The organism is Streptomyces sp. NPDC015139 (genome assembly GCF_043079785.1).
Taxonomy (GTDB): domain Bacteria; phylum Actinomycetota; class Actinomycetes; order Streptomycetales; family Streptomycetaceae; genus Streptomyces; species Streptomyces albidocamelliae.
Window position 1 is genome coordinate 125,075 of the sequence record NZ_JBIBUW010000015.1, and the last position, 23,331, is coordinate 148,405.

19 protein-coding genes are annotated in these 23,331 nt (G+C 71.6%); 9 read left to right on the forward strand and 10 right to left on the reverse strand.

Annotation, left to right across the window (positions count from 1 at the left end; all coding sequences use genetic code 11):
• The first annotated feature begins 402 nt into the window (after positions 1-402).
• The 4 genes from ACF08B_RS32535 to ACF08B_RS32550 all read left to right on the forward strand — a co-directional run bounded on the left by ACF08B_RS32535 (position 403) and on the right by ACF08B_RS32550 (position 3,938).
• A complete protein-coding gene (locus tag ACF08B_RS32535) occupies positions 403-1,626 on the forward strand; it encodes an NADP-dependent malic enzyme (protein ID WP_392320658.1) in 1,224 nt (407 codons plus the stop codon).
• Between the two features lie 450 nt (positions 1,627-2,076).
• Positions 2,077-3,042 carry a zinc-binding dehydrogenase gene (locus tag ACF08B_RS32540; RefSeq protein ID WP_093474800.1) on the forward strand — a complete coding sequence of 322 codons (966 nt, stop codon included), beginning with the start codon at positions 2,077-2,079 and terminating at the stop codon, positions 3,040-3,042.
• A gap of 117 nt (positions 3,043-3,159) precedes the next feature.
• Entirely contained in the window at positions 3,160-3,369 is a 210-nt protein-coding gene (locus tag ACF08B_RS32545; protein ID WP_073889424.1) for an HTH domain-containing protein, read from the forward strand.
• The gene (locus ACF08B_RS32550; RefSeq protein WP_392320674.1) at positions 3,369-3,938 is read left to right on the forward strand and encodes a Clp protease N-terminal domain-containing protein; all 570 of its coding nucleotides are present in this window, start codon (positions 3,369-3,371) and stop codon (positions 3,936-3,938) included. Before ACF08B_RS32545 ends, ACF08B_RS32550 begins: the two co-directional genes overlap by 1 nt.
• 75 nt (positions 3,939-4,013) lie before the next feature.
• Here ACF08B_RS32550 and ACF08B_RS32555 read toward each other — a convergent pair whose 3' ends face one another.
• Both ACF08B_RS32555 and ACF08B_RS32560 read right to left on the reverse strand, forming a co-directional pair.
• The gene (locus tag ACF08B_RS32555) at positions 4,014-5,081 is read right to left on the reverse strand and encodes a PadR family transcriptional regulator (RefSeq protein WP_392320659.1); all 1,068 of its coding nucleotides are present in this window, start codon (positions 5,079-5,081) and stop codon (positions 4,014-4,016) included.
• A 1-nt stretch (position 5,082) separates the two neighbouring features.
• Positions 5,083-6,063, reverse strand: a complete 981-nt coding sequence (locus ACF08B_RS32560) for a DUF4097 domain-containing protein (RefSeq protein ID WP_392320660.1) — start codon at positions 6,061-6,063, stop codon at positions 5,083-5,085.
• 167 nt (positions 6,064-6,230) lie between these two features.
• On the opposite strand from ACF08B_RS32560, the gene ACF08B_RS32565 reads away from it, so the two are divergent.
• Positions 6,231-6,416 (forward strand): DUF6104 family protein, encoded by a 186-nt coding sequence (locus ACF08B_RS32565; RefSeq protein ID WP_007266501.1) that lies wholly within the window; start codon positions 6,231-6,233, stop codon positions 6,414-6,416.
• A gap of 114 nt (positions 6,417-6,530) precedes the next feature.
• Here the strand turns inward: ACF08B_RS32565 and ACF08B_RS32570 are convergent, their stop codons facing one another.
• The 4 genes from ACF08B_RS32570 to ACF08B_RS32585 form a co-directional block, all read right to left on the reverse strand.
• Positions 6,531-10,358 (reverse strand): multifunctional oxoglutarate decarboxylase/oxoglutarate dehydrogenase thiamine pyrophosphate-binding subunit/dihydrolipoyllysine-residue succinyltransferase subunit, encoded by a 3,828-nt coding sequence (locus ACF08B_RS32570; RefSeq protein WP_392320661.1) that lies wholly within the window; start codon positions 10,356-10,358, stop codon positions 6,531-6,533.
• Positions 10,359-10,660: 302 nt separating this feature from the next.
• On the reverse strand, positions 10,661-11,776 hold the full coding sequence (locus ACF08B_RS32575) for an ATP-binding protein (RefSeq protein WP_093697508.1): 1,116 nt from the start codon (positions 11,774-11,776) through the stop codon (positions 10,661-10,663).
• Entirely contained in the window at positions 11,773-12,513 is a 741-nt protein-coding gene (locus ACF08B_RS32580; protein WP_093474792.1) for a response regulator transcription factor, read from the reverse strand. Before ACF08B_RS32580 ends, ACF08B_RS32575 begins: the two co-directional genes overlap by 4 nt.
• A gap of 114 nt (positions 12,514-12,627) precedes the next feature.
• The gene (locus tag ACF08B_RS32585) at positions 12,628-13,305 is read right to left on the reverse strand and encodes a spermidine synthase (RefSeq protein WP_392320662.1); all 678 of its coding nucleotides are present in this window, start codon (positions 13,303-13,305) and stop codon (positions 12,628-12,630) included.
• A 183-nt stretch (positions 13,306-13,488) separates the two neighbouring features.
• Between ACF08B_RS32585 and ACF08B_RS32590 the strand changes: the two genes are divergently transcribed.
• The 4 genes from ACF08B_RS32590 (at position 13,489) to ACF08B_RS32605 (ending at position 19,136) form a co-directional block, all read left to right on the forward strand.
• Entirely contained in the window at positions 13,489-14,304 is an 816-nt protein-coding gene (locus tag ACF08B_RS32590) for a rhomboid-like protein (protein WP_392320663.1), read from the forward strand.
• Between the two features lie 118 nt (positions 14,305-14,422).
• The gene (lon, locus tag ACF08B_RS32595) at positions 14,423-16,843 is read left to right on the forward strand and encodes an endopeptidase La (RefSeq protein ID WP_392320664.1); all 2,421 of its coding nucleotides are present in this window, start codon (positions 14,423-14,425) and stop codon (positions 16,841-16,843) included.
• Between the two features lie 382 nt (positions 16,844-17,225).
• Positions 17,226-18,260 (forward strand): serine/threonine-protein kinase, encoded by a 1,035-nt coding sequence (locus tag ACF08B_RS32600; RefSeq protein ID WP_392320665.1) that lies wholly within the window; start codon positions 17,226-17,228, stop codon positions 18,258-18,260.
• Between the two features lie 138 nt (positions 18,261-18,398).
• Positions 18,399-19,136 (forward strand): hypothetical protein, encoded by a 738-nt coding sequence (locus tag ACF08B_RS32605; protein ID WP_392320666.1) that lies wholly within the window; start codon positions 18,399-18,401, stop codon positions 19,134-19,136.
• 91 nt (positions 19,137-19,227) lie between these two features.
• Here ACF08B_RS32605 and ACF08B_RS32610 read toward each other — a convergent pair whose 3' ends face one another.
• From ACF08B_RS32610 to ACF08B_RS32625, 4 genes are all read right to left on the reverse strand, one after another.
• Entirely contained in the window at positions 19,228-19,482 is a 255-nt protein-coding gene (locus ACF08B_RS32610; protein ID WP_392320667.1) for a hypothetical protein, read from the reverse strand.
• Positions 19,479-20,195 carry a DUF2637 domain-containing protein gene (locus ACF08B_RS32615; RefSeq protein ID WP_392320668.1) on the reverse strand — a complete coding sequence of 239 codons (717 nt, stop codon included), beginning with the start codon at positions 20,193-20,195 and terminating at the stop codon, positions 19,479-19,481. Before ACF08B_RS32615 ends, ACF08B_RS32610 begins: the two co-directional genes overlap by 4 nt.
• A 132-nt stretch (positions 20,196-20,327) precedes the next feature.
• A complete protein-coding gene (locus tag ACF08B_RS32620) occupies positions 20,328-20,471 on the reverse strand; it encodes a hypothetical protein (protein ID WP_392320669.1) in 144 nt (47 codons plus the stop codon).
• A gap of 284 nt (positions 20,472-20,755) precedes the next feature.
• A complete protein-coding gene (locus ACF08B_RS32625) occupies positions 20,756-23,116 on the reverse strand; it encodes a SpoIIE family protein phosphatase (RefSeq protein WP_392320670.1) in 2,361 nt (786 codons plus the stop codon).
• Positions 23,117-23,331: the final 215 nt, after the last annotated feature.

Genomic DNA, 23,331 nt, shown 5'->3' on the forward strand with positions numbered 1-23,331 from the left:
AAGCGCTCCGGCCGGAAAATCTTCAGCGCATCTCACGATGTGATCAACCGGGCGGCTGCCCCTTTCACCCCGTTCGGGCCTTGTGCCGCCCAGCGCCGACGCCCTCGGGGCGGTCCGGTGGCGGCCCCGGTGGTGCTCTCGCCCATCCGTCGGCCGGGCGTCATCTCCGTGTGGTTTCCCGGTTCCGGGATGTGACCTTGAACCTAATGGACTCGTCGCGGGTACCGTCCGTCCGGTAAGAAGGTTCTTTACACCCCTCATCCGGGGCTCAGGGCGCGTGTGCGGCGCGCCCGTCGCGTATGTGCTCGTACGTATCCGCAATCGAGCCGTGCGCGGTGCCCGCCCACCCCTCACCAGGAGTGGTCGACCCTCAAACCATGCATACCTAAGGGGTAAAACAAAGTGGCAGCGGAGATCGTCAATCCTCGCAGCGACGGCGGCACCGACCAGGACGGCGGGGCGGAGCCCCTCGATTCCTTCGATCCGGTGTTCGCGCTGCACCGCGGCGGCAAAATGGCTGTGCAGGCCACCGTGCCGGTCCGCGACAAGGACGACCTTTCCCTCGCGTACACGCCCGGCGTAGCGCGGGTGTGCACCGCGATCGCCGAGCAGCCGGAACTGGTCAACGACTACACATGGAAGTCCTCCGTGGTGGCCGTGGTGACCGACGGTACGGCCGTGCTCGGACTCGGGGACATCGGTCCCGAGGCCTCCCTCCCCGTGATGGAGGGCAAGGCGATCCTGTTCAAGCAGTTCGGCGGCGTCGACGCGGTGCCGATCGCGCTCGCCTGCACCGACGTGGACGACATCGTCGAGACCGTCGTCCGGCTCGCTCCCTCGTTCGGCGGAGTGAACCTGGAGGACATCTCGGCGCCGCGGTGCTTCGAGATCGAGCGCCGGCTCCAGGAGCGCCTGGACATCCCGGTCTTCCACGACGACCAGCACGGCACGGCCGTCGTGACGCTCGCGGCGCTGCGGAACGCGGCGCGGCTCAGCGGGCGTGAGATCGGGCAGCTGCGCGCCGTCATCTCGGGTGCCGGCGCGGCCGGTGTCGCCATCGCCAAGATGCTGGTCGAGGCCGGCATCGGGGACGTGGCCGTGGCGGACCGCAAGGGCGTCGTGTCGGCCGGCCGGGAGGACCTGACCCCGGTCAAGCGGGAGCTCGCGGGCTTCACCAACAAGGCGGGCATCACCGGCTCGCTGGAGGACGCGCTCGCGGGCGCGGACGTCTTCATCGGCGTCTCCGGCGGTACGGTCGCCGAGGAGGCCGTGGCCTCGATGGCTAAGGGCGCCTTCGTCTTCGCGATGGCCAACCCGAACCCGGAGGTCCACCCGGAGGTGGCGCACAAGTACGCCGCGGTCGTCGCCACCGGGCGCTCCGACTTCCCGAACCAGATCAACAACGTGCTGGCCTTCCCCGGGATCTTCGCGGGCGCGCTGCAGGTGCGGGCCTCGCGGATCACGGAGGGGATGAAGATCGCGGCGGCTGAGGCGCTGGCCGCGGTGGTCGGTGACGACCTCGCCGCCGACTACGTCATCCCGTCGCCGTTCGACGAGCGGGTCGCCCCGGCGGTGACCGCGGCCGTGGCCGCAGCCGCCCGAGCCGAGGGCGTCGCCCGCAGCTGACCCCACCCTTGATGGCCCCGCCCGACCGGGCGGGGCCATTTCTTTTCGCGCCACCCGAACACCCCACCGCCGGAGAAGGCCCCGTCCTCTGCCGGCGGGCTGCCCGGCAACCGGCCCGCCGCCCCGCCGGATGGCGAAGCCCGTCCGCTGCCGGACCGTCGCCCGTCGGCAGCCCCGTCTCCGTTCGCCTTGCGTCGGTCGGTGGGGGTGGCCGCGGTCAGCCCGGCGCACACTGGCCCCGCTCCGCGCCAGCCCGGCGCCCCTTTGCGCTCGTTCCGTGCCGGCCCGGCGGTCGGTCGGTGGGGTGGTCGACGGTTGTTCGGGTGGGGGGCTGGGGGGCTCGGGCAGGGGCGAAGGGGGGCTGAGCTGTGTGGGTGTCGTCGTGCAAGAGGGCATGTGTCACAGGGCCGCCTGGTTCCGTCGGCTGCACAGCGCACCTATCGTCGAGCCATGTTCGCCGTCTACGCCGCCCGAATCGACCGCGACCAGCCGCTCACCGGCCTTGAGTTGGGGGAGCGTCCGGCTCCCGAGGCCCGTCCCGGCTGGAGCACCATCAACGTACGGGCCGCTTCCCTCAATCATCACGATCTCTGGTCCCTGCGGGGCGTAGGCCTGCCGGAGGAACGGCTGCCGATGATCCTCGGCTGCGACGCCGCCGGCGTCGACGAGGACGGCAACGAGGTCGTCCTGCACTCCGTCATCGGCCAGACCGGCCACGGCGTCGGCCCGAACGAGCCGCGCTCCATCCTCACCGAGCGCTATCAGGGCACCTTCGCCGAGCAGGTCGCCGTGCCGTCCTGGAACGTCCTGCCCAAGCCCAAGGAGCTGTCCTTCGCGGAGGCCGCCTGTCTGCCGACGGCCTGGCTGACGGCGTACCGGATGCTGTTCACCAACGCCGGCGTACGGCCTGGGGACTCGGTCCTCGTGCAGGGCGCGGGCGGCGGTGTCGCCACGGCCGCGATCGTGCTCGGCAAGGCGGCCGGCCTCAGGGTCTTCGCCACCAGCCGGGACGAGGCGAAGCGCAAGAGGGCCCTGGAACTGGGCGCCGTCGAGGCGGTGGAGTCGGGTGCCCGGCTGCCGCAGCGCGTGGACGCCGTCATCGAGACCGTCGGCGCCGCCACCTGGTCCCACTCGGTGAAGTCCCTGCGACCCGGCGGCACGCTCGTCATCTCCGGGGCCACCAGCGGTGACCGGCCCTCGCACGCCGAGCTGACCCGCATCTTCTTCCTCGAACTGAAGGTGGTCGGGTCCACCATGGGCACCAAGGACGAGCTGGAGGACCTGCTCTCCTTCTGCGCCGCGACCGGCGTACGGCCCGTCATCGACGAGGAACTGCCGCTGGACCGCGCCCGCGAGGGCTTCGAACGGCTGGCGTCCGGCGAGCAGTTCGGGAAGATCGTGCTCACCAACGCCTGAGGCCACCTGAGGCGAAAGTGCGACGAGAGGCGGGTCCGGGATACCGGGTCCGCCTCTTCCGCGACCGACATGTCAACGCGGGTTGACGCCCGCCGAGTGTCAACGTAAGTTGACATCATGACGGAGGCAACCGATCTCGCCGAGCGCGCCGGTGACCGTGATCCGCGGGTGGGACTGCGGGCCGTGGCCGCGCTGCGCAGGCTGCTGGAGCAGCTGGAGGCGGTGCAGGTGCGCAACGCGCGCAATCAGGGCTGGTCGTGGCAGGAGATCGCCGCGGAGCTCGGAGTCAGCAGGCAGGCCGTGCACAAGAAGTACGGGAGGCGATGATGTTCGAGCGGTTCACGAAGGACGCCCGGGCCGTGGTCGAGGGAGCCTTCGGCCATGCGCAGGGAGAGGGGGCGCGGTCCGTCGACGCCGAGCATCTGCTGCTCGCCGTCCTCGACCGCGAGGGCAGCCGCGCGTCGTTCGCCCTGTCCGCCCTCGGGCTCGCCGAGGGCCGGGAGCCGGTGCGGCGGGCCGTGGAGGAGGCGCGGCGCCGTGCGGGGCTGACCCGCGCCGATACGGACGCGCTGGCCGGGCTGGGCATCGACGTCTCGGAGATCGTGGCCCGCGTGGAAGAAGCGCACGGAGTCGGGGCGCTGGCGATGTCCGGCGCGGGGAAGGGTGCGAGCCGGACGGACGGGGCGAGCCGGTGGGGCGGGCGCCGGCCCGGCTTCGGCCGCACGGCCAAGAAGGTGCTGGAGCAGTCCCTGCGCATGGCCGTCGGACGCGGCGACCGGCACATCGGCGACGAGCACCTGCTGCTGGCGCTCACCGTCCTGCCCGGGGCGCCCGCCGAGGTGCTGGCCGACGCGGGGGTCACGCACGCGTCGGTGACCCGGGTGCTGTACGGCTGACGCGACACCCCTGCCGCCCTCCGGCAGACCCGGTCGGCCGGAGGGCGGTCCATGCGCTCGGCGGGCCCGGCCGGCTCAGGGGGTGCGCGGCCGCAGCAGTGCCGTGATGTGGGCCGCCGCCCGTGACAGATGGTGGCGGGTGTCGTCGAGCTGGTCCGCGGTGACTCCGTGATCCCGTGCCGTGTCGCGGATGTCGTCCCGGAAGCGGTCCAGCAGACGGTCCAGGTCCCGCACCGGGTCGCCGGTGGATTCCTCGTGCGCCCAGGAGGGTTCGTACTCGGCCGGGAACTCCTCCCGCGTGACCGTGTACTGCGGTTCCGAGGCCGCGGCGGGGCCGGCCTTGCCCGGGGTGCGGCCGAAGGACGAGGCCCTGTCCTTGGCGAACTCCTTGCCGAAGTCCTTGCCGAACTCACCGAACTCCTTGGCCAGTTCGGTCAGCCCCTCGCGGACGCCGGTCGGCCAGTCACCGCGGGCGAAGTGGTCCTGGACGCGGTCCTGGACCTGCCGGGCGATGCGCTGCACCTCCTCCTGCGCCTGCGCCCGGGCCCGTGCCTGAGCCTCCTGGGCCTGATGACGGGCCTGCTTGGCCTCCTCGCGGGCCCGGCGGCTCTCGTCCTTGGCGCGGCGGGCCTGCTCCTTCCACTCCTGCTTCACCCGGCGCATCTCCTCCTTGGCCGTGCGCCAGGCCTCCTTGTCACCGAGGTCGCCGTACTCCCCGAAGGGGCCCGGACCGCCGCCGGCCGCCCGGGAGTCCCGGCGGGCCTCGGAGGCGGCCGCGCGCATCTCCCGGCGCAGGTCACCGGCCGCGCCGCGCACGTCGGCCTTGATCTCGGCGGCCAGTTCCGCGACCGACTCGCGGATCTCCAGCTCCAGGTCGGCCAGCTCGCCGCTGCGGTCGGCCAGTTCGGCGCGGCCCGCGTCGGTGATGGAGTACACCTTGCGGCCGCCCTCGGTGGTGTGCCGGACCAGCCCTTCGGCCTCCAGCTTGGCGAGACGGGGATAGACCGTGCCCGCGGAGGGGGCGTACAGCCCCTGGAAGCGCTCCTCCAGGAGCCTGATCACCTCGTAGCCGTGGCGCGGGGCCTCGTCGAGCAGCTTGAGCAGGTACAGGCGGAGGCGGCCGTGGGCGAAGACGGGGGGCATGTCAGAGCACCTTCTTGTCGGTCGTGCCGTCGGCCGGGACGTCGGTGGCGTCGAAACCCTGGCCGGAGACGGAATTGTCCCCCGCCGCGGCCGGCGCGTCGCCGACCGGGTCCGGTATCGGGCCGGTGCCGGGGGTCCGTGGGGGCTCGGTCTCCCAGGCGGCGCCGGGCTCGTCCTCGCGGGGCGGCCGGCTCAGCAGGGCGATCGAGCCGGAGACCGTGCTGGCGCGGAGTTTGCCGGCACCCGCGCCCAGCCGGCCGGCGATCTTGTGGGCGCCCCACTGGCCGTACACCCGCAGTCCTTCGAAGGCGTTGGAGATCCTGCCGCTCGCGGTGTTCGCCTCGACCTCGGCGTCCGCCGGGTGCGGCAGGCGGATGGCGATCTCGCCGGAGACGCTGGTGAGCCCGACCTCCGTGGGCCCGTCCGGATCGAGATCGACGATCATGGAGCCGCTGACCGAGTCGGCGCGGACGGACCGTCCCGAACCCTCGACCACCGTGAGGTCCCCGGAGACCGAGTTGAAGCGGAGGTCGCCGGTGACGGCCTGGGCCTCCAGGTTCCCGGAGACGGTGTCCGCGCGGACCGGACCCGAGACGCCGACCAGGGTGGTGTCCCCCGTCACGCCCTTGATCACCGCCGGTCCGCTGATGCCGGAGACGACCGCCGAGGCGCCGACCACGCCCACTTCCACGCGCGTGCCGGCCGGGACGGCCAGCGAGACCACGGCGCTGCGGCGCCAGCCCTTGCGGTCGAGCCACTTCAGGAAGCCCTTCCAGGGCAGGTCGTCGTAGGCCACCGTGAGGGTGCCGCGCTCCTGTGTGACCACCAGGGGTGGGCCCTCGATCTCCGAGACCTCCAGGCGGGCGGAACCTTCGTCCGTGCCCACCACGTTCACCGTTCCGTTGACGAGGCGGACCCGCAGGTCGTGCACCGGGGCGTCGAAGGTCAGCTTCTGGGGCTCGGTGACGGACCACTCGGACATGGGACCTCCTAGGCCGGGCGCGGACGTGACGCGCCATATCGCGTCTCTGGGAAACACGATATATCGTGCTCGCGGGAAGTCAAGGCACTCATCCGGGTGAGCGAGGGCGGCATAGGCTGTCCTCGAAGCCATCAACGGCCTGGATGCATACGCAGGAGACACACCCCATGTACTTCACCGACCGCGGTATCGAGGAGCTGGAGAAGCGGCGCGGCGAGGAAGAGGTCACCTTCGAGTGGCTCGCCGAGCAGCTGCGCACCTTCGTGGACCTGAACCCCGACTTCGAGGTGCCCGTGGAGCGGCTGGCCACCTGGCTCGCCCGCCTCGACGACGAGGACGAGGACGACGAGTAGCCGGCGGGCAGCCGAGAGCGGCCGTAGCGCGAAGAGCCGGCGGACACACGAAGGGCCCGGTACCGAGTCGGAACTCGGTACCGGGCCCTTTCGGTGTCGGCGGGCGCCGGAGGCCTACGCCTCGAACACCTCACGCACCAGCTGCTCCTGCTCGGCCTGGTGGCGCTTGGCCGAGCCCACCGCCGGCGACGAGCCGTGCGGGCGCGAGATGCGCCGCAGCCGCTCGCCGGCCGGGATGTCCGCGCCGACCGCCAGGTCCAGGTGGTCGATCAGGTTGAGCGCGATGAACGGCCAGGCACCCTGGTTCGCCGGCTCCTCCTGCGCCCACAGGTATTTCTCGGCGTTCGGGTACTTGTTGACCTCCGCCTGGAGCTCGGCACCCGGCAGCGGGTACAGCCGCTCGATACGGATGATCGCCGTGTCCGTGACGCCGCGCTTGACCCGCTCGGCCTCCAGGTCGTAGTACAGCTTGCCGGCCACGAAGACGACCTTGCGGACCGCCGCCGGGTCCGCGGTGGCGTCGCCGATGACGGGGCGGAACTGACCCGACGTGAACTCCTCCGTCTTCGACGCGGCGGCCTTCAGGCGCAGCATCGACTTCGGGGTGAAGACCACCAGCGGCTTGTGGTGCGGGTTGTGCACCTGCCACCGCAGGAGGTGGAAGTAGTTCGACGGGAGGGTCGGCATGGCGACCGTCATGTTGTTCTGGGCGCAGAGCTGCAGGAAGCGCTCGACACGGGCCGAGGAGTGGTCCGGGCCCTGTCCCTCGTAGCCGTGCGGCAGGAGGAGGGTGACGCCGGACGTCTGGCCCCACTTCTGCTCCGCGGCCGAGATGTACTCGTCGACCACGGTCTGGGCGCCGTTGACGAAGTCGCCGAACTGCGCCTCCCACATGACGAGCGCGTCGGGGCGGGCCAGCGAGTAGCCGTACTCGAAGCCCATGACGGCGTACTCGGAGAGCAGCGAGTTGTAGACGTTGTAGCGCGCCTGCTCCTCGGCGAGGTACATCAGCGGCGTGAACTCCTCGCCCGACTCGCGGTCGATGAGGACCGCGTGGCGCTGGCCGAAGGTGCCCCGCTGGGAGTCCTGGCCGGACAGGCGGACCGGGGTGCCATCCAGCAGGAGGGAGCCGACCGCGAGGGTCTCGCCCATGCCCCAGTCGATCGTGCCGTCCTCGACCATCGCCGCCCGCCGCTGCAGCTGCGGCAGCAGACGCGGGTGGACGTGGAAGGTGTCGGGGATGTTGACCTGCGACTCGGCGATCCGCTTGACGACCTCCGCGGAGATCGCGGTGTTCACGGCGACCGGGAAGTCCGCCTGCGGGTCCGACACCGGGCCGGAGGCCGGCTGGGAGGTGGCCTCGCGGACCTCCGTGAAGACCTTCTCCAGCTGGCCCTGGTAGTCCTGCAGGGCCTGCTCGGCCTCTTCCAGGGTGATGTCGCCGCGACCGATCAGGGACTCGGTGTAGAGCTTGCGCACCGAGCGCTTCTTGTCGATCAGGTCGTACATCAGCGGCTGGGTGAAGGCCGGGTTGTCCGACTCGTTGTGACCGCGGCGGCGGTAGCAGATGAGGTCGATCACCACGTCCTTGTTGAACGCCTGGCGGAACTCGAAGGCCAGACGCGCGACGCGCACCACGGCCTCCGGGTCGTCGCCGTTCACGTGGAAGATCGGGGCCTCGATCATGCGGGCCACGTCGGTGGCGTACATCGACGAGCGCGAGGACTCCGGCGCCGCGGTGAAGCCGACCTGGTTGTTGATGACGATGTGGACCGTGCCGCCGGTGCGGTAGCCGCGCAGCTGCGACATGTTCAGGGTCTCGGCCACCACGCCCTGGCCCGCGAAGGCCGCGTCGCCGTGCAGCGCGACCGGCAGGACCGTGAAGTCCGTGCCGCCCTTGTTGATGATGTCCTGCTTGGCGCGGGCGATGCCCTCGATGACCGGGTCGACCGTCTCCAGGTGGGACGGGTTGGCGGCCAGCGAGACCTTGATCTGCTCGCCGTCCAGGCCGGTGAAGGTGCCCTCGGCGCCCAGGTGGTACTTCACGTCGCCGGAGCCGTGCATCGACTTCGGGTCGAGGTTGCCCTCGAACTCGCGGAAGATCTGCGCGTACGACTTGCCGACGATGTTGGCGAGGACGTTCAGGCGGCCGCGGTGGGCCATGCCGATGACGACCTCGTCCAGGCGGGACTCGGCGGCGGAGTCGATCACCGCGTCGAGCAGCGGAATGACGGACTCGCCGCCCTCCAGCGAGAAGCGCTTCTGGCCGACGTACTTCGTCTGCAGGAAGGTCTCGAAGGCTTCCGCGGCGTTCAGGCGGCGCAGGATGCGCAGCTGCTCCTCGCGCTCCATCTTGGAGTGCGGGCGCTCCACGCGGTCCTGGATCCACTTGCGCTGCTTGGGGTCCTGGATGTGCATGAACTCGATGCCGGTGGTGCGGCAGTACGAGTCGCGCAGCACGCCGAGGATGTCCCGCAGCTTCATCAGCGACTTGCCGGCGAAGCCGCCGACCGCGAAGTCGCGCTCCAGGTCCCACAGGGTGAGCCCGTGCTCGGTGATGTCCAGGTCGGGGTGCTTGCGCTGCTTGTACTCCAGCGGGTCGGTGTCGGCCATGACGTGGCCGCGGACCCGGTAGGAGTGGATCAGCTCGAAGACACGGGCGGCCTTGGTGACGTCGTCGTCGTGCGAGGCGTCGATGTCCTTGAGCCAGCGGACCGGCTCGTAGGGGATGCGCAGCGACTCGAAGATGTCGTCGTAGAAGCCGCTCTCGCCCAGCAGCAGGTTCGCCACCTGGCGCAGGAACTCGCCGGAGGCGGCGCCCTGGATGACCCGGTGGTCGTAGGTCGACGTGAGCGTCATGACCTTCGAGATGCCGAGCTTGTTCAGGGTGTCCTGGCTGGTGCCCTGGAACTCCGCCGGGTAGTCCATGGAGCCGACGCCCATGATCACGGACTGGCCGGGCATCAGACGCGGCACGGAGTGGACGGTGCCGAGGCCGCCGGGGTTGGTCAGGGAGACCGTCACGCCGGTGAAGTCGTCCATCGTCAGCTTGTTGTCGCGGGCGCGACGGACGATGTCCTCGTAGGCCTGCCAGAACTCGAAGAAGTTCAGCGTCTCGGCCTTCTTGATGGCGGCCACGACGAGCTGGCGGTCACCGTTCGGCTTGACCAGGTCGATGGCCAGGCCGAGGTTGACGTGCGGCGGCTTGACGAGGGTCGGCTTGCCGTCCTTCTCGCCGAACGCGTAGTTCATCGACGGCATGGCCTTGATGGCCTGCACCATCGCGAAGCCGATCAGGTGCGTGAAGGAGATCTTCCCGCCCCGGGCGCGCTTCAGGTGGTTGTTGATGACGATCCGGTTGTCGAACAGCAGCTTCACCGGGACCGCGCGGACCGAGGTGGCGGTCGGCAGCTCCAGCGAGGCGTTCATGTTCTTCGCGACGGCCGCGGACGGACCACGCAGCGTCACGTACTCGGGACCCTCGGGCGCCTCCTTGGCGGGGGCCGCCTGCGCCGCGGGCCGAGCGGGCGCCTGTGCGGGCTGCGCCGGCTTGGCGGGGGCGGGAGCGGCCTTCGCGGCGGGAGCCGGAGCCGGGGCCGGAGCGGCCGGGGGCTGCGGAGCCGCGGGGGCCGGGGCGGCGGCCTGGGGGGCCGGAGCCGCGGGCCGGGAGACCGGAGCCGAGGGCTGGGCCTGCGGCGCCGTTGCGGTGGTGGCTGCGGCCCCCGCGGCCGCAGTACCCGCCGGAGCCGGGGTGGCAGGTGCACCCGGCTTGTAATCGGCGAAGAAGTCCCACCAGGCTCGGTCTACCGAGTTCGGGTCCTGGAGGTACTGCTGATAGATCTCGTCGACGAGCCACTCGTTCGGACCGAACGCGGCAGCGGGGTTCTTCCCGGCTTGGTCGTCGGTCGAGATGCTCGAGTTACTGGGGGACTGTGGCGACACGGCGGCAACCGCCCTCTTCCGCTTCACAAGGTGATGGACAGCGGGAATAAAGGCTACGCCTCCAAGACCGCGAAGGTCAGGTCGGGCCCGTTCATCGTCGCGTAAGTCACATCAGAAATCTTGTTTCAGGGCTTGAAATGGCGGGAAACAAGCGTGGTTCCGGATGCGGGAGGGTGCGCCGGTCGAGGCCCGGGGCGCCTGGGTACGACGGATGGCGCGGGCCTGCGCCTGATCACACGTGTCCAGCTGCGCCGAACCTCGGCGACCGTCGTGGATCTTGGGCTTCCGGTTCGAACTTTACGTCAACTTGAAGCGGAGGACAGTCCCGGAAGGGTGACGATGATCCGGCAGCCGCGCTCGGATTCGGCCACACCGATCCGGCCGCCGTGCAGATCCACCGCCCAGCGGGCGATCGCGAGACCGAGCCCCGTGCCGCCGTCGCTGCCCGGGCCGTGCGGCCGGGTCACCGCGCCGCGGTTGAACCGCTCGAACACCCGGTGCCACTCCGACCTGGGGATGCCGGGGCCCTCGTCCAGGACCTCCAGCTCCAGCGACTCCGGCCGCGGCCCGCGCCGCGCCCGCACCGTCACGCGGCCGTGCGGGGGGCTGTGCTTGACCGCGTTGTCGATCAGGTTCGCGACGACCTGGTGGATCCGCTCGGGGTCCGCGTGCGCGGTCAGCTCCGGCGGGGAGACGTCGAGGTGCAGATGGACGTCCGTGCGGGTGTGGCTGCCCGAGCCGGACGCGATGCCCGCGCGCGCCGAGGCGACCATGTTGGCCTCCTTCAGCACGCCCGACAGGTACGGCCACACCTCGAAGCGGCGCAGCTTCAGCGGGACGACGCCGTTGTCGAGGCGGGACAGGTCCAGCAGGGTCTCCACCAGCCGGCCAAGCCGCTCGGTCTGCTTCAGGGCCGTGCGCATGGTCTCCGGGTCCGCCCGGGTGACCCCGTCGACGATGTTCTCCAGCACCGCGCGCAGGCCCGCGATCGGGGTGCGCAGCTCGTGCGAGACGTTCGCCACGAGCTCCTTGCGCTGCCGGTCCTGGGCCTCCAGCTCGTCGGCCATGACGTTGATCGTCCCGGCCAGGTCGCCGAGTTCGTCCCGGCGGTTGTCCTTCACGCGGCGCGTGTAGTCGCCCTCGGAGATGGAACGGGCGACCGTGTTCATCTCGTCCAGCGGCATGGTGAGCGAATGGGCCACGAACTGCGTTATCAGCAGTGTGGCGATCATCGAGAAGACCGTGATGAAGCGGAGCTCCGTCTTGGTGTGCACCGCGATCATCGACAGACCGGTGGTGATCAGGACCGAGATGACGACCAGCGCGCCCAGCTTGGTCTTGATCGAGAACGGGCGTACGCCGCCCCAGGGTTCCTCCCCGGGGCTCCTCCGTGCGGCCTGGCGCCCGTCACCGCTCATGGAGTCGGCGTCTCCAGCGCGTATCCGACGCCGTGCACCGTGCGGATCCGCTCGGCGCCGATCTTCCGCCGCAGCGCCTTGATGTGGCTGTCGACCGTGCGGGTGCCGGAGGCGTCCGCCCAGTCCCAGACCTCGGCCAGCAGCTGCTCCCGGGAGAGCACCGCGCGCGGGGTGTTGGCCAGGCACACCAGCAGGTCGAACTCGGTGGGCGTCAGATGCACGTCCTCGGCCTTCACCCGCACCCGGCGCTGCGCGTGGTCGATCTCCAGCTCGCCGAGCCGCAGGATCCCGCTGCGCGGCGTCGAGGCGGCGACCGCGGCCCGCTCCACGCGGCGCAGCAGCACGTGCACGCGTGCCGCCAGCTCCCGCATCGAGAACGGCTTGGTCATGTAGTCGTCGGCGCCGACCCCGAGCCCGACCAGCATGTCGGTCTCGTCGTCGCGCGCGGTGAGCATCAGCACCGGCACCGGGCGCTGGGCCTGCACACGGCGGCAGACCTCCAGGCCGTCGAAGCCGGGCAGCATGATGTCGAGGATCAGCAGGTCGGGCTGCCAGGCCTCGGCCGTGTCGACGGCGGCCGGACCGTCGGAAGCCGTCTGTACGAGAAATCCCTCGGCGCGGAGCCGGGCCGCGATGGCGTCGACGATCGTCGTGTCGTCCTCGACGACCAGCACCCGGCGCTGCGCGCCCGGGGTGGTCGTCGCCGCGCCGCTCTGGGAGGTGTGTGTCTGCTCCATCGCCCGCCCCTGTTGTTGCTTTCCGGAATCCGTGGGGTGATCCCATGTCTGCGATTGACGCTTGAATGATCCGCGCGTCAGGGCAGCACCCTACGGGGACTCACCGCGCTGTCGCTATCCAGGGCGGACGCCGAGGTGAACGGCGTCCGGAACGCCCCGGGCAACGGGCACCTCTTCGGTACGCACCTGTTGGAACCCGGCATTCCGCAAGGATCCTTCAAATTCCGGAGAGGGTTTCGCCGACCACACCGCGAGGACGCCGCCGGGTCTCAACACCCTTGCACAGGCGGCGAGTCCGGCCGACGCGTACAGGCCGTCGTTGTCCTCGGTCACCGTCCAGTCCGGCCCGTTGTCGATATCGAGACAGAGTGCGTCGAACGTGTCCGATGTCTCATTGACGTAGTTCACGAGGTCCGCCTCCACGATCTCGGTGCGCGGATCGGCGAGCGCGGCGGCGGACAGTTCGCCGAGCGGGCCGCCGCGGTGCCAGCCGATGACGGCCGGTTCCCGCTCCACGACGGTGATGCGCCCCCAGCGCGCGTCGGCGGCCGCGTGTGCGAGCGAGAACCCCACGCCCAGACCGCCGATCAGCACTTCCGGCGCCGGCCGCCCGTCCAGCGCGCCGTACGCGGCGTCGACCAGCAGCCGCTCCGAGCGGCCGTCGGAGGTGTCCATCAGGAAACAGCCGTTGGCGATGATCTGGAGCAGCGCGCCCTGTCTGCGGAGCACCACCTCGCCGTACGGGCCGTCGCGCCGGTCCAGGACCACGGGGGAGTCGTACGCGGCTGTCATACGCCCATCCTGCTTGAACAGGGCCCGACGTTCACGGGAATTGCCGATGACGGCCCCGGCCGGCGGACGCGGACGCGGCGGGAGCGTGAGAGGTTGCTGTGAATCCGCTCTCGGGTGGCGTCGGTCATAGACAGCGGCCCGGGGAGCACGAAGGGTGGGGCGCGACGGAAGGAGCGCCTCACCGTGGAACGGACCGCGAAGGGCCCTGCGACGGCCGCGTCCCCGCCCCCGCCGGGCACGCCCCTTCCCGACGGCGCCGCCGCCGTCGGCCCGCCCGCGGTCGTCCGGTTGCTGGACGGCATACCGCGTCAGCGTGGTGCCACGGCTCCCGCCCCGGTGCCGGCCGCGACGCGTCCGGCCGCGGCGGTCGCGCGGCGGTGGCTGCTGCTGCCCACCCCGGCGGGCACCCCGTTCACCTTCGCCTACGCCTGTCTTCTGGCCGCCACCTCGGCCTTCGCGGCCCTGGCCGACCCCGCGCTGGTGCACGCCGTCCACCAGGCCTCCAGCACGGACGTGGCCCACCTCGTGCGCACGCCCCTGCTGGTGCTGCCGGCGAGCGCGCTGTGGATCGCGGGCGGGATCGTCTCGCCGTACGCGCTGGCGTTCCTGCTCGTGCTCACCGCACTGGAGCGCCGGATCGGAGGCACGCGCGCGGCCTGCGTGTTCCTCGCCGGGCACGTCCTGGCCACGCTCGCCACGGAGGTCCCGGTGGGCCTGGCCGTCCTGTCCGGGCACCTGCCCGACAGTTCGCTGCACCGCCTCGACTACGGCATCAGCTTCGGCGTGGCCACCAGCATCGGCGCCCTGGCCGGACTGCTCGCCCCGTGGCTGCGCGGGCTCCTGCTCGTCGTGGTGGGCGGCATGCTCCTCGACGACCTCGCCGCCTTCACGGACCCGATGACCAACTGGGGCCACCTGATCGCCCTCGCGCTCGGCGTCGCCTCATGGCCTCTCGTACGCCGCCGGACGCCGTCGGCCCAGCCGCCTCGGCAGTTTTGACCTGCAAGAACACCTGCGTCACCCAGTGATCGCCCACAGCGAACACCGCTGTGGGAACACCAGCCCACGCCCAACGGTTGAGTCGGCATAGCTCAAGTTGACTGCCTAAGGGGAGATCATGGCTGCTGAGTCCACGGCGTTCACGCTCGTTCTGCCAGTGCTGCCGCTCGACGACGAGGTCGTGCTGCCCGGGATGGTGGTTCCGCTGGACCTGAGCGACACCGAGGTACGGGCCGCGGTGGAGGCCGCCCAGGCCGCCGCCCGGTCGGAGCCCGGGAAGCCCAGGGTGCTGCTGGTGCCGCGCATCGACGGGACGTACGCGAAGACCGGTGTGCTGGGCACGGTCGAGCAGGTCGGCCGGCTGGCCGACGGCGACCCCGGGGCTCTGATCCGCGGCCGGAGCCGGGTGCGCATCGGCGCCGGCACCACCGGCCCCGGCGCGGCCCTCTGGGTCGAGGGCGCCCGTATCGACGAGAGCGTGCCGGACCCGCTGCCGGGCCAGGTCGCCGAACTCGTCAAGGAGTACAAGGCGCTGGCCACCAACTGGCTGAAGAAGCGCGGCGCCTGGCAGGTCGTGGACCGCGTCCAGGCCATCGACGGCGTCTCCGCGCTCGCCGACAACTCCGGCTACTCGCCGTTCCTCACCACCGAGCAGAAGGTCGAGCTGCTGGAGACCGCCGACCCGGTCGCCCGCCTCAGGCTCGCCGCCCAGCAGCTCCGCGACCACCTCGCCGAGCAGGACGTGGCCGAGACCATCGCCAAGGACGTCCAGGAAGGCGTCGACAAGCAGCAGCGCGAGTTCCTGCTGCGCCGTCAGCTGGAGGCCGTCCGCAAGGAACTGCGCGAACTGAACGGCGAGCAGGAGGGCGAGGAGTCCGACGACTACCGCGCCCGCGTGGAGGCCGCCGACCTGCCCGAGAAGGTCCGCGAGGCCGCCCTCAAGGAGGTCGACAAGCTGGAGCGGTCCTCCGACCAGTCGCCCGAGGGCTCCTGGATCCGCACCTGGCTGGACACCGTCCTGGAGATGCCGTGGAGCGAGCGGACCGAGGACGCGTACGACATCCAGGGCGCCAAGGCGATCCTCGACGCCGAGCACGCCGGCCTGGAGGACGTGAAGGAGCGCATCACCGAGTACCTGGCGGTGCGCAAGCGGCGCGGCGACCGGGGCCTCGGCGTCATCGGCGGCCGGCGCGGCGGCGCGGTGCTCGCGCTCGTCGGGCCGCCCGGTGTCGGCAAGACCAGCCTCGGTGAGTCCGTCGCGCACGCCATGGGCCGCAAGTTCGTCCGGGTCGCCCTGGGCGGCGTCCGCGACGAGGCCGAGGTCCGCGGCCACCGCCGTACGTACGTCGGTGCCCTGCCCGGCCGGATCGTGCGCGCGATCAAGGAGGCCGGGTCGATGAACCCGGTCGTGCTCCTCGACGAGATCGACAAGGTGGGCTCCGACTTCCGCGGGGACCCGGCCGCGGCCCTGCTGGAGGTCCTGGACCCGGCGCAGAACCACACCTTCCGCGACCACTACCTGGAGGTCGAACTCGACCTGTCGGACGTGGTCTTCCTGGCCACCGCCAACGTCCTGGAGGCCATCCCGGAGGCGCTCGCCGACCGTATGGAGATCGTCCGCCTGGACGGCTACACCGAGGACGAGAAGATCGTGATCGCCCGGGACCACCTGCTCCCGCGCCAGCTGGAGCGGGCCGGCCTGAACACGGACGAGGTCACGATCGACGAGGGCGCGCTGCGCAGGCTCGCCGGCGAGTACACCCGCGAGGCGGGCGTGCGCACCCTGGAGCGGTCCATCGCGCGACTGCTCCGCAAGGTCGCGGCCCAGCACGAACTCGGCGAGCGCGAGCTGCCGTTCACCGTGCGGGACGAGGACCTGCGCGCACTGATCGGGCGCCCGCACCACGTGCCCGAGTCCGCCCAGGACCCGGCCGAGCGCCGGACGGCGGTCCCCGGAGTGGCGACCGGCCTCGCGGTGACCGGCGCGGGCGGTGACGTCCTGTTCGTCGAGGCCTCCCTGGCCGACCCGGAGACGGGCGCGGCCGGGCTGACCCTGACCGGCCAGCTGGGCGACGTGATGAAGGAGTCGGCGCAGATCGCGCTGAGCTTCCTGCGCAGCCACGGCGCCGAACTGGAACTGCCCGTGGGCGACCTGCGGGACCGGGGCGTGCACATCCACTTCCCGGCCGGCGCGGTCCCCAAGGACGGCCCGAGCGCCGGCGTCACGATGACGACGGCCCTGGCGTCGCTCCTGTCCGGCCGGCTGGTCCGCACGGACGTGGCCATGACCGGCGAGGTCTCGCTGACCGGCCGGGTGCTGCCCATCGGCGGCGTGAAGCAGAAGCTGCTCGCCGCCCACCGCGCCGGGGTGACCACCGTGATCATCCCCAAGCGCAACGAGCCCGACCTGGACGACGTCCCGGCCGAGGTGCTGGACAAGCTCGACGTCCACGCCGTGACCGACGTCCGCCAGGTCCTGGAACTGGCGCTCGCACCCGCCGCGAGCGGTGCGAGGCCGGAGGTTCCGGTAGCGGCGTGACGGACGCTCCCGGACGAGCGGAGGCCCGGACCCCGAAGGGGGCCCCGGGCCTCCGCCACGTTCCGGCCGCGCGAGCGGCGCCCCGACCGGGCGCGCGCCATGCCGCGGGCGGGCCTGCGCCTCGCCCCGCCGGCGTGTGCGGAGGCGCCCGCCTTCGTGATCCGGCCCGGTCCGCGTGGCCCCCCGGTGCGCGGCCCGGCTTGCCGCCGCGTGCGCCGCGCCCGTGTCCGTCGCCGTGATCGGAGGGCCGCCGTCGTGCCTCGCCCGGCCTGCCGTCGGTGCCCGGCCTCGTCTGCCGCCGTCCCGTGCGCGGGCCCGTCGTGCCGTCCGGGCAGGCGGTGTGATCAGGCGGGCGTCGGGGTCCGGTCGGTAGAATTCGGACGTGGATGGGCAGGGCAGTCGGCCCTCCGGTCTGATCGGGACGGAGATCGCGGGCTACCGGGTCGAGCGCGAACTCGGTCGCGGCGGCATGGCCGTCGTCTACTGCGCCAAGGACCTGCGCCTCGGCCGGACGGTCGCCCTGAAGCTGCTGGCCCCCGAGTACACCAGAAACGACGCCTTCCGCCGCCGTTTCGCCCAGGAGTCGCGGGTGGCCGCCGCCATCGACCACCCCAACATCGTCCCCGTCTTCGAGGCCGGCGAGGCCGACGGCATCCTCTACATCGCCATGTGCTTCGTCTCCGGTCTCGATCTGCGCGCCCTGATCGACCGCGAGGGCCCGCTCCCGGTGCCCGCCGCACTGCGCATCGCGACCCAGCTGGCGTCCGCGCTCGACGCGGCCCACGCGCGTGACCTGGTGCACCGGGACGTCAAGCCCGGCAACGTCCTGGTGGCCAAGGGCATCGACAGCGACCACCCCGAGCACGTCTACCTCACCGACTTCGGGCTGGCGAAGAAGTCCCTGTCGCTCACCGGGTTCACCACCGCGGGCGAGTTCGTCGGCACCCTCGACTACGTGGCGCCGGAGCGGATCGCCGGGCGCCCGGTCGACGGCAGGGCAGACCTGTACAGCCTCGCGTGTGTGGTCCACGAGATCCTGGCCGGTGTCCCGCCCTTCGAGCGCGAGGACCACCTCGAACTGCTCTGGGCCCACCAGTACGATCCGCCGCCCGCGCTCAGCGACAGGCGGCCGGACCTTCCGGGGGCCGCCGACGACGTCCTCAGGCGGGCCCTGGCGAAGATCCCCGACGACCGTCACGGCTCCTGCCTGGAGTTCGTGGCCGCTCTGCGCACCGCGACCGGCGAGGTCGGCCCGCGCGGCCGTACCCCGACGCTGGTGGACGCCCATGTGGCGGCCCCCGCCGTGGACGCTCCGGCGGACCCGGTGCGGACCCTGGGCGCGGAGACCCTGACGGTGTCCGCGCCGGTCCCCGAGCCGCCCGCCTGGGCCGGTCCGGTCCTCGGGAAACCGGCATAGTCCCGGTCGCCCTCCTCCTCGTCAAGTCCCGAGTCCTCGGAACGTGACCCCGCTTTCACGTTCCGGCCTACTTGAAGCACGGGCCGCACCGGAAGGACCGGAAAGCGAAAAGGCCCGGACGACAAGTAGGAGATAACCATGCAGCGCAACACCGAGAACGTTCAGAACGCCCAGGAGATCCGCACCAAGCGCGGTTTCCGACTCTCGACCCTCGTCGCCTCGGCCGTGGTCGTCGCCGGTGGAATCATCCTCCCGGCAACCGCCGCCTCGGCCGGCACGATGCCCGACTCGGCCGTGACGGCGATGGTCGTTCATCACAAGAACCACGACCAGAAGGACCATCACAAGAAGGACCACCAGAAGAAGGATCACCACAAGAAGGATCACAAGAAGAACCCGGGAAATGCGACGGGTGGTAACGGCGGAAATGCCACGACCAATGGTGGCGGCAACGCGACCGGCGGCAATGGTGGTAACGCCACGACCAACGGCGGCGGGAACGCCACCGGTGGGAACGGCGGTAATGCGACCACCAACAAGGGTGGCAATGCGACCGGCGGGAACGGCGGTAATGCGACCACCAACAAGGGTGGTAATGCGACCGGCGGCAACGGTGGTGACGCCACGACCAATGCCGGTGGCAATGCGACCGGCGGGAACGGCGGTAATGCGACCACCAACAAGGGTGGTAATGCGACCGGCGGCAACGGTGGTGACGCCACGACCAATGCCGGTGGCAATGCGACCGGTGGGGACGGCGGTAACGCCACCACCAACAAGGGTGGCAACGCGACCGGCGGCGACGGCGGCGACGCCACCACCAATGCCGGTGGGAACGCCACCGGAGGCAACGGCGGTGACGCCACCGCCGGCTAGGGCGCGGACCGCCTGAGAGGTTGATGTAAGAGGGTCCGGGTGGTGCGGTCGACGACCGCACCACCCGGACCCCTCTGCGTGCACGGCCGGCCTACAGCAGCAGCCCCGGCCCCGTGGTGGTCGGGCCCCGGGAGACCTGGTGGCCGGAAGCCGGTCCGCCCACCTCGCAGCCGCGCATGCAGACCCAGAGCCGGTACAGGAAACCGAGGTGCAGCACGTCGCCCATCACCTGGCCGTTGGCACCGAGCGGGCGCGCGCAGACCGCGCAGTCCATGGCCATCTGCTGGCGGGGCAGGAGCCGGGAGACGTCGGGCAGAGTCAGGAAGCCCGCGGCGACACTGTTCACTCGGCACTCCTGGTACGGGGTGGCGTACGGACCTGCCGGTCACTCTTTCCGGCGGGCGGCTCGGCGAGCTTCGTACGGTGCCGGGGCGTGACCTTCCGGGGCGGCCTCGTCAGGGTGATCTGACGCACCACCTGCTGGAAGCAGGCCAGGGAGGCCAGACTCGGCAGGGCGGCGGCCGCGGCTCCGATGATGTCCTTCGGCGCCTGGGCGACGCAGAGCGTCATCCCGATGGCCGAGAACACCAGGAGCACGGACCAGGAGTGCAGGGCCCGGCGCTGGTGCAGCGCGGCGCGGACGATCGAGAGCGACGCCACCATCCAGGGTCCGAACACGAGCACCGGCCACCACGAGACCACGTCGGTCTGCATCCGCGACATCGCCACGAAGCGCAGCGGGTCGTAGGCGATCAGGCCGCCGAAGATGCTCACCGCGGACGCGACGGAGGTCACCACCGCGGCGATGAAGTGACTGGCGATCCGGATCTTGCTCGGGCGCTGCCGTGCCCTGACCCTTCGATGGCCTCGGGGAGGCGACTTTACCGGGGGCAACTCCGCGGTCATCTCTACGAGCGCTTCGCGTGGAGTCATCACGCGTGGATGGGCGAAGAAGTCCTCATCGCGCGCGGCCGGAATCCTCGGCTGCTGCTCGATGGTCTCCTGCAGGATGAAGGCCAGCTCTTCCGCGGGATCCCAGCTGGAGTCCGGAGGGATCAAAGGGGAGGAGAATCCTTCGGTGGACGCCGGATGCCATCCCTCGGCGCCCTGATACTCGCTCTGATAGTCGTCCGGATATCCCATGGAAGGTTCCGGATACCCCATATGCTCTTGATACATGATGCGGCCCACTCACCCTGTGGGCGAGCCGCAGAGCCACGTCTCCTGGCTCGGCCAGCGTTGTGCGACGTCATCCTCCAGGGAGTTCATCACATCCACGAACTCCTGGAGGATCTCCTCGGTCACCTCGAGGGCGACGGGAAGACCGCCCTTCACCAGAACTCCCTTGGCGGGGCCGGTGGCGGGTTGCCCGGGCACGTACATGTAGGAGCCCAGCCGCGCGGGCCGCCGCGCAGTCGAGTGCGACCGCTTCGGGACGGATGCGAACCCCCGCCCCCCCGATGCCTTAGTCATATTCCAGATAACGCCGCCATTCGGTGATGGATGCGGCGCAAATGGGTGAGGGATTAGCCGGACAAGTACCTAGATGGGGTATCGGTAGGGCCTATATGTAGCTCTACCAGTTATAGCCAAATCCGCCGGGGTGGCGGCGGCGCCGGTCAGCCGGAGGCGAGCGTCTGTTCCGCCCACACCGTCTTGCCGACGCGATCGTGCCGGGTGCCCCAGCGTTCGGCGAGCTGGGCGACCAGCAGCAGCCCCCGCCCGCCCTCGTCGAAGATCCGCGCCCGCCGCATGTGTGGTGTGGTGCCGCTGGAGTCGTACACCTCGCAGCCCAGCGTCTTGCCCTGGTGGATCAGCCGGAGCCGGATGGGCGGGCGGCCGTAGCGGATGGCGTTGGTGACCAGTTCGCTGACCATCAGCTCGGTGGTGAACGAGGCGTCCTCCAGGCCCCACGCGGACAGCTGCTCGATGGCGTAGTGGCGGGCCCGGGAGACGACCGTGGTCTCGCTCGCCAGCTCCCAGGACGCGACCCGGTCCTCGTGCAGCGCCCGGGTGCGGGCCACCAGCAGGGCGATGTCGTCGTCGGGGCGGTGGGTCAGCAGCTCGGTGAGCACCCGGTCGCACACGGAGTCCAGCGACTTCGCCGGGCGGACGAGCGCGGCGAACATCTTGTCCAGCGCCTCGTCGATGTCGTGGTCGCGGGCCTCGAACAGGCCGTCGGTGTACAGGGCCAGCAGACTGCCCTCGGGCAGTTCGGTCTCCACGGCCTCGAAGGGCAGTCCGCCGAGCCCGAGCGGCGGCCCGGCGGGCACGTCGAGGAAGCGGACGGTGCCGTCCGGGGTGACCACCGCGGGCGGCGGATGGCCGGCCCGGGCCAGCGTGCAGTGGCGCGAGATCGGGTCGTAGACGGCGTACAGGCAGGTGGTGCCGATGCCGCCGGCGGTCTCGGCGGCCGGGTCGGCGCTGCCCTCGTCGGCGGCGAGCCGCAGCACCAGGTCGTCGAGGTGGGTGAGGAGTTCGTCGGCCGGCAGATCGACGTCGGCCAGGGTGCGCACCGCTGTGCGCAGCCGGCCCATGGTGGCGGTGGCGCGGATGCCGTGGCCGACCACGTCGCCCACGACGAGCGCCACCCGCGCCCCGGACAGCGGGATCACGTCGAACCAGTCGCCGCCCACGCCGGCCCGGGTCGCCGCGGGCAGATAGCGGGTGGCGATCTCCAGGGCACCCTGGTCGGGCAGGGTGTGCGGCAGCAGGCTGCGCTGGAGGGCCATGGTGGTGGTGCGGGCCCGGGAGTAGGCCCGGGCCTGCTGGATGCCCGCTGCCGCCTTCGCCGTGAACTCCTGCGCGAGCCGCAGGTCCTCCGGGCCGAACGGCTCCCGGTCCCGGTGGCGGCCGAAGAGCGCGACCCCGAGCGTGTTGCCCTGGGCGAGCAGCGGCACCGCGAGCAGTGACCGGGCGCCGGACGTGCGCAGCCACACGGCACCCGGGTCCAGCGTCGCCCACTCGGTGATGGCCGGGTCCGCGGTGTCGTACAGGAGCGGGCGGCCCGCCGCCAGGCAGTGTGCCGGCGGGGAGTCGGCCGGGCAGACGATCGCCTCGCCCACCCCGGTGCCGTAGGCCGGCCCGTCGCCGTTCGGCATCGCGCGCAGGGCGGCGCGCCGCAGGACGACCGGGCCGGGCTGGGGGACGGGGTCCTCGGCGCCGGAGCGGGGCGAGTCGAGCAGGTCGACCGCCATGACGTCGGCCAGCCGGGGGACCGTGACCTCGCCGAGTTCCTGTGCGGCACGGGCCTGGTCCGCGACGGTGCCGACACGCGAGCCGGTCTCGCCCGACGGGCTCCTGCGGACGGCCGAGTCCTGGGTGGGCTGCTGGGTGGACAGGCAGACGGCCCGGACCCGGCTGTCGGCGTCCTTCAGCGGGGTGAGGACGATCCCGCGGCCGAGTTCCGCGCCGAGGCGGATCCGGACGTCCTGCGGCCGGCCGGACTCCAGCGCCAGCCGCAGCGAGCGGTCGGCCTCCTCGCTCGCGGCACCGGGCACGATGTGGACGAGGCGCAGTCCACGCATCGCCGCCTCGGGCAGGGCGAGGGCGTGCTCCATGCGGCGGTTGGCGCGCACCAGCCGCAGCTCCGCGTCGAAGATGGCCAGCGGGAAGGGCGACTGAAGGAAGGTCCACTCCTCCAGCGGTTCCCCCCGGGGCGGCTGGGTCCGGGCCGTCACGGCGCTCACCACGAGCCAGTCGACGGCTCCCGTGGCGGAGGTCCGCCGGTGGGCGAGCACGCCCAGCTCCAGGGACCGGCCGTCCCGGTGCCGCAGCGGGATGCTGCCGTTCCAGCGTTCCCGTCCGGCGAGGACCCGCCTCGCCGCGGCGCCTTCGGCGGCGAGCAGCGCGGCGGCGGGCCGGCCGAGGACCGCGGAGGAGTCGTAGCCGAGGAGCCGCTGGGCGCCCTCGCTCCAGCCTGTGAGGATGCCCTGCGCATCGATGGTGGCCGTGGCCGTGTACGTCGACTGTCGCTCCATCGCCGCTCATCTCGCCCTTGCTCGGCAGGCTCTCCCTGACCAGCATGATCCCGGGCGGCGCCGAGCACCAACGCAGGGACGGGCGGGAAATCGGGGCGGCAGGCGCGGCGCGCGGGGCGGGGCGTCCTCGTCGGGGCCCCGCCCCCCCCCCCCGGGGGGGGGGGGCGGGGCCCCACGGCGGTCAGCCGAGGGCCCCGGCCCGCACCCCGGCCCCC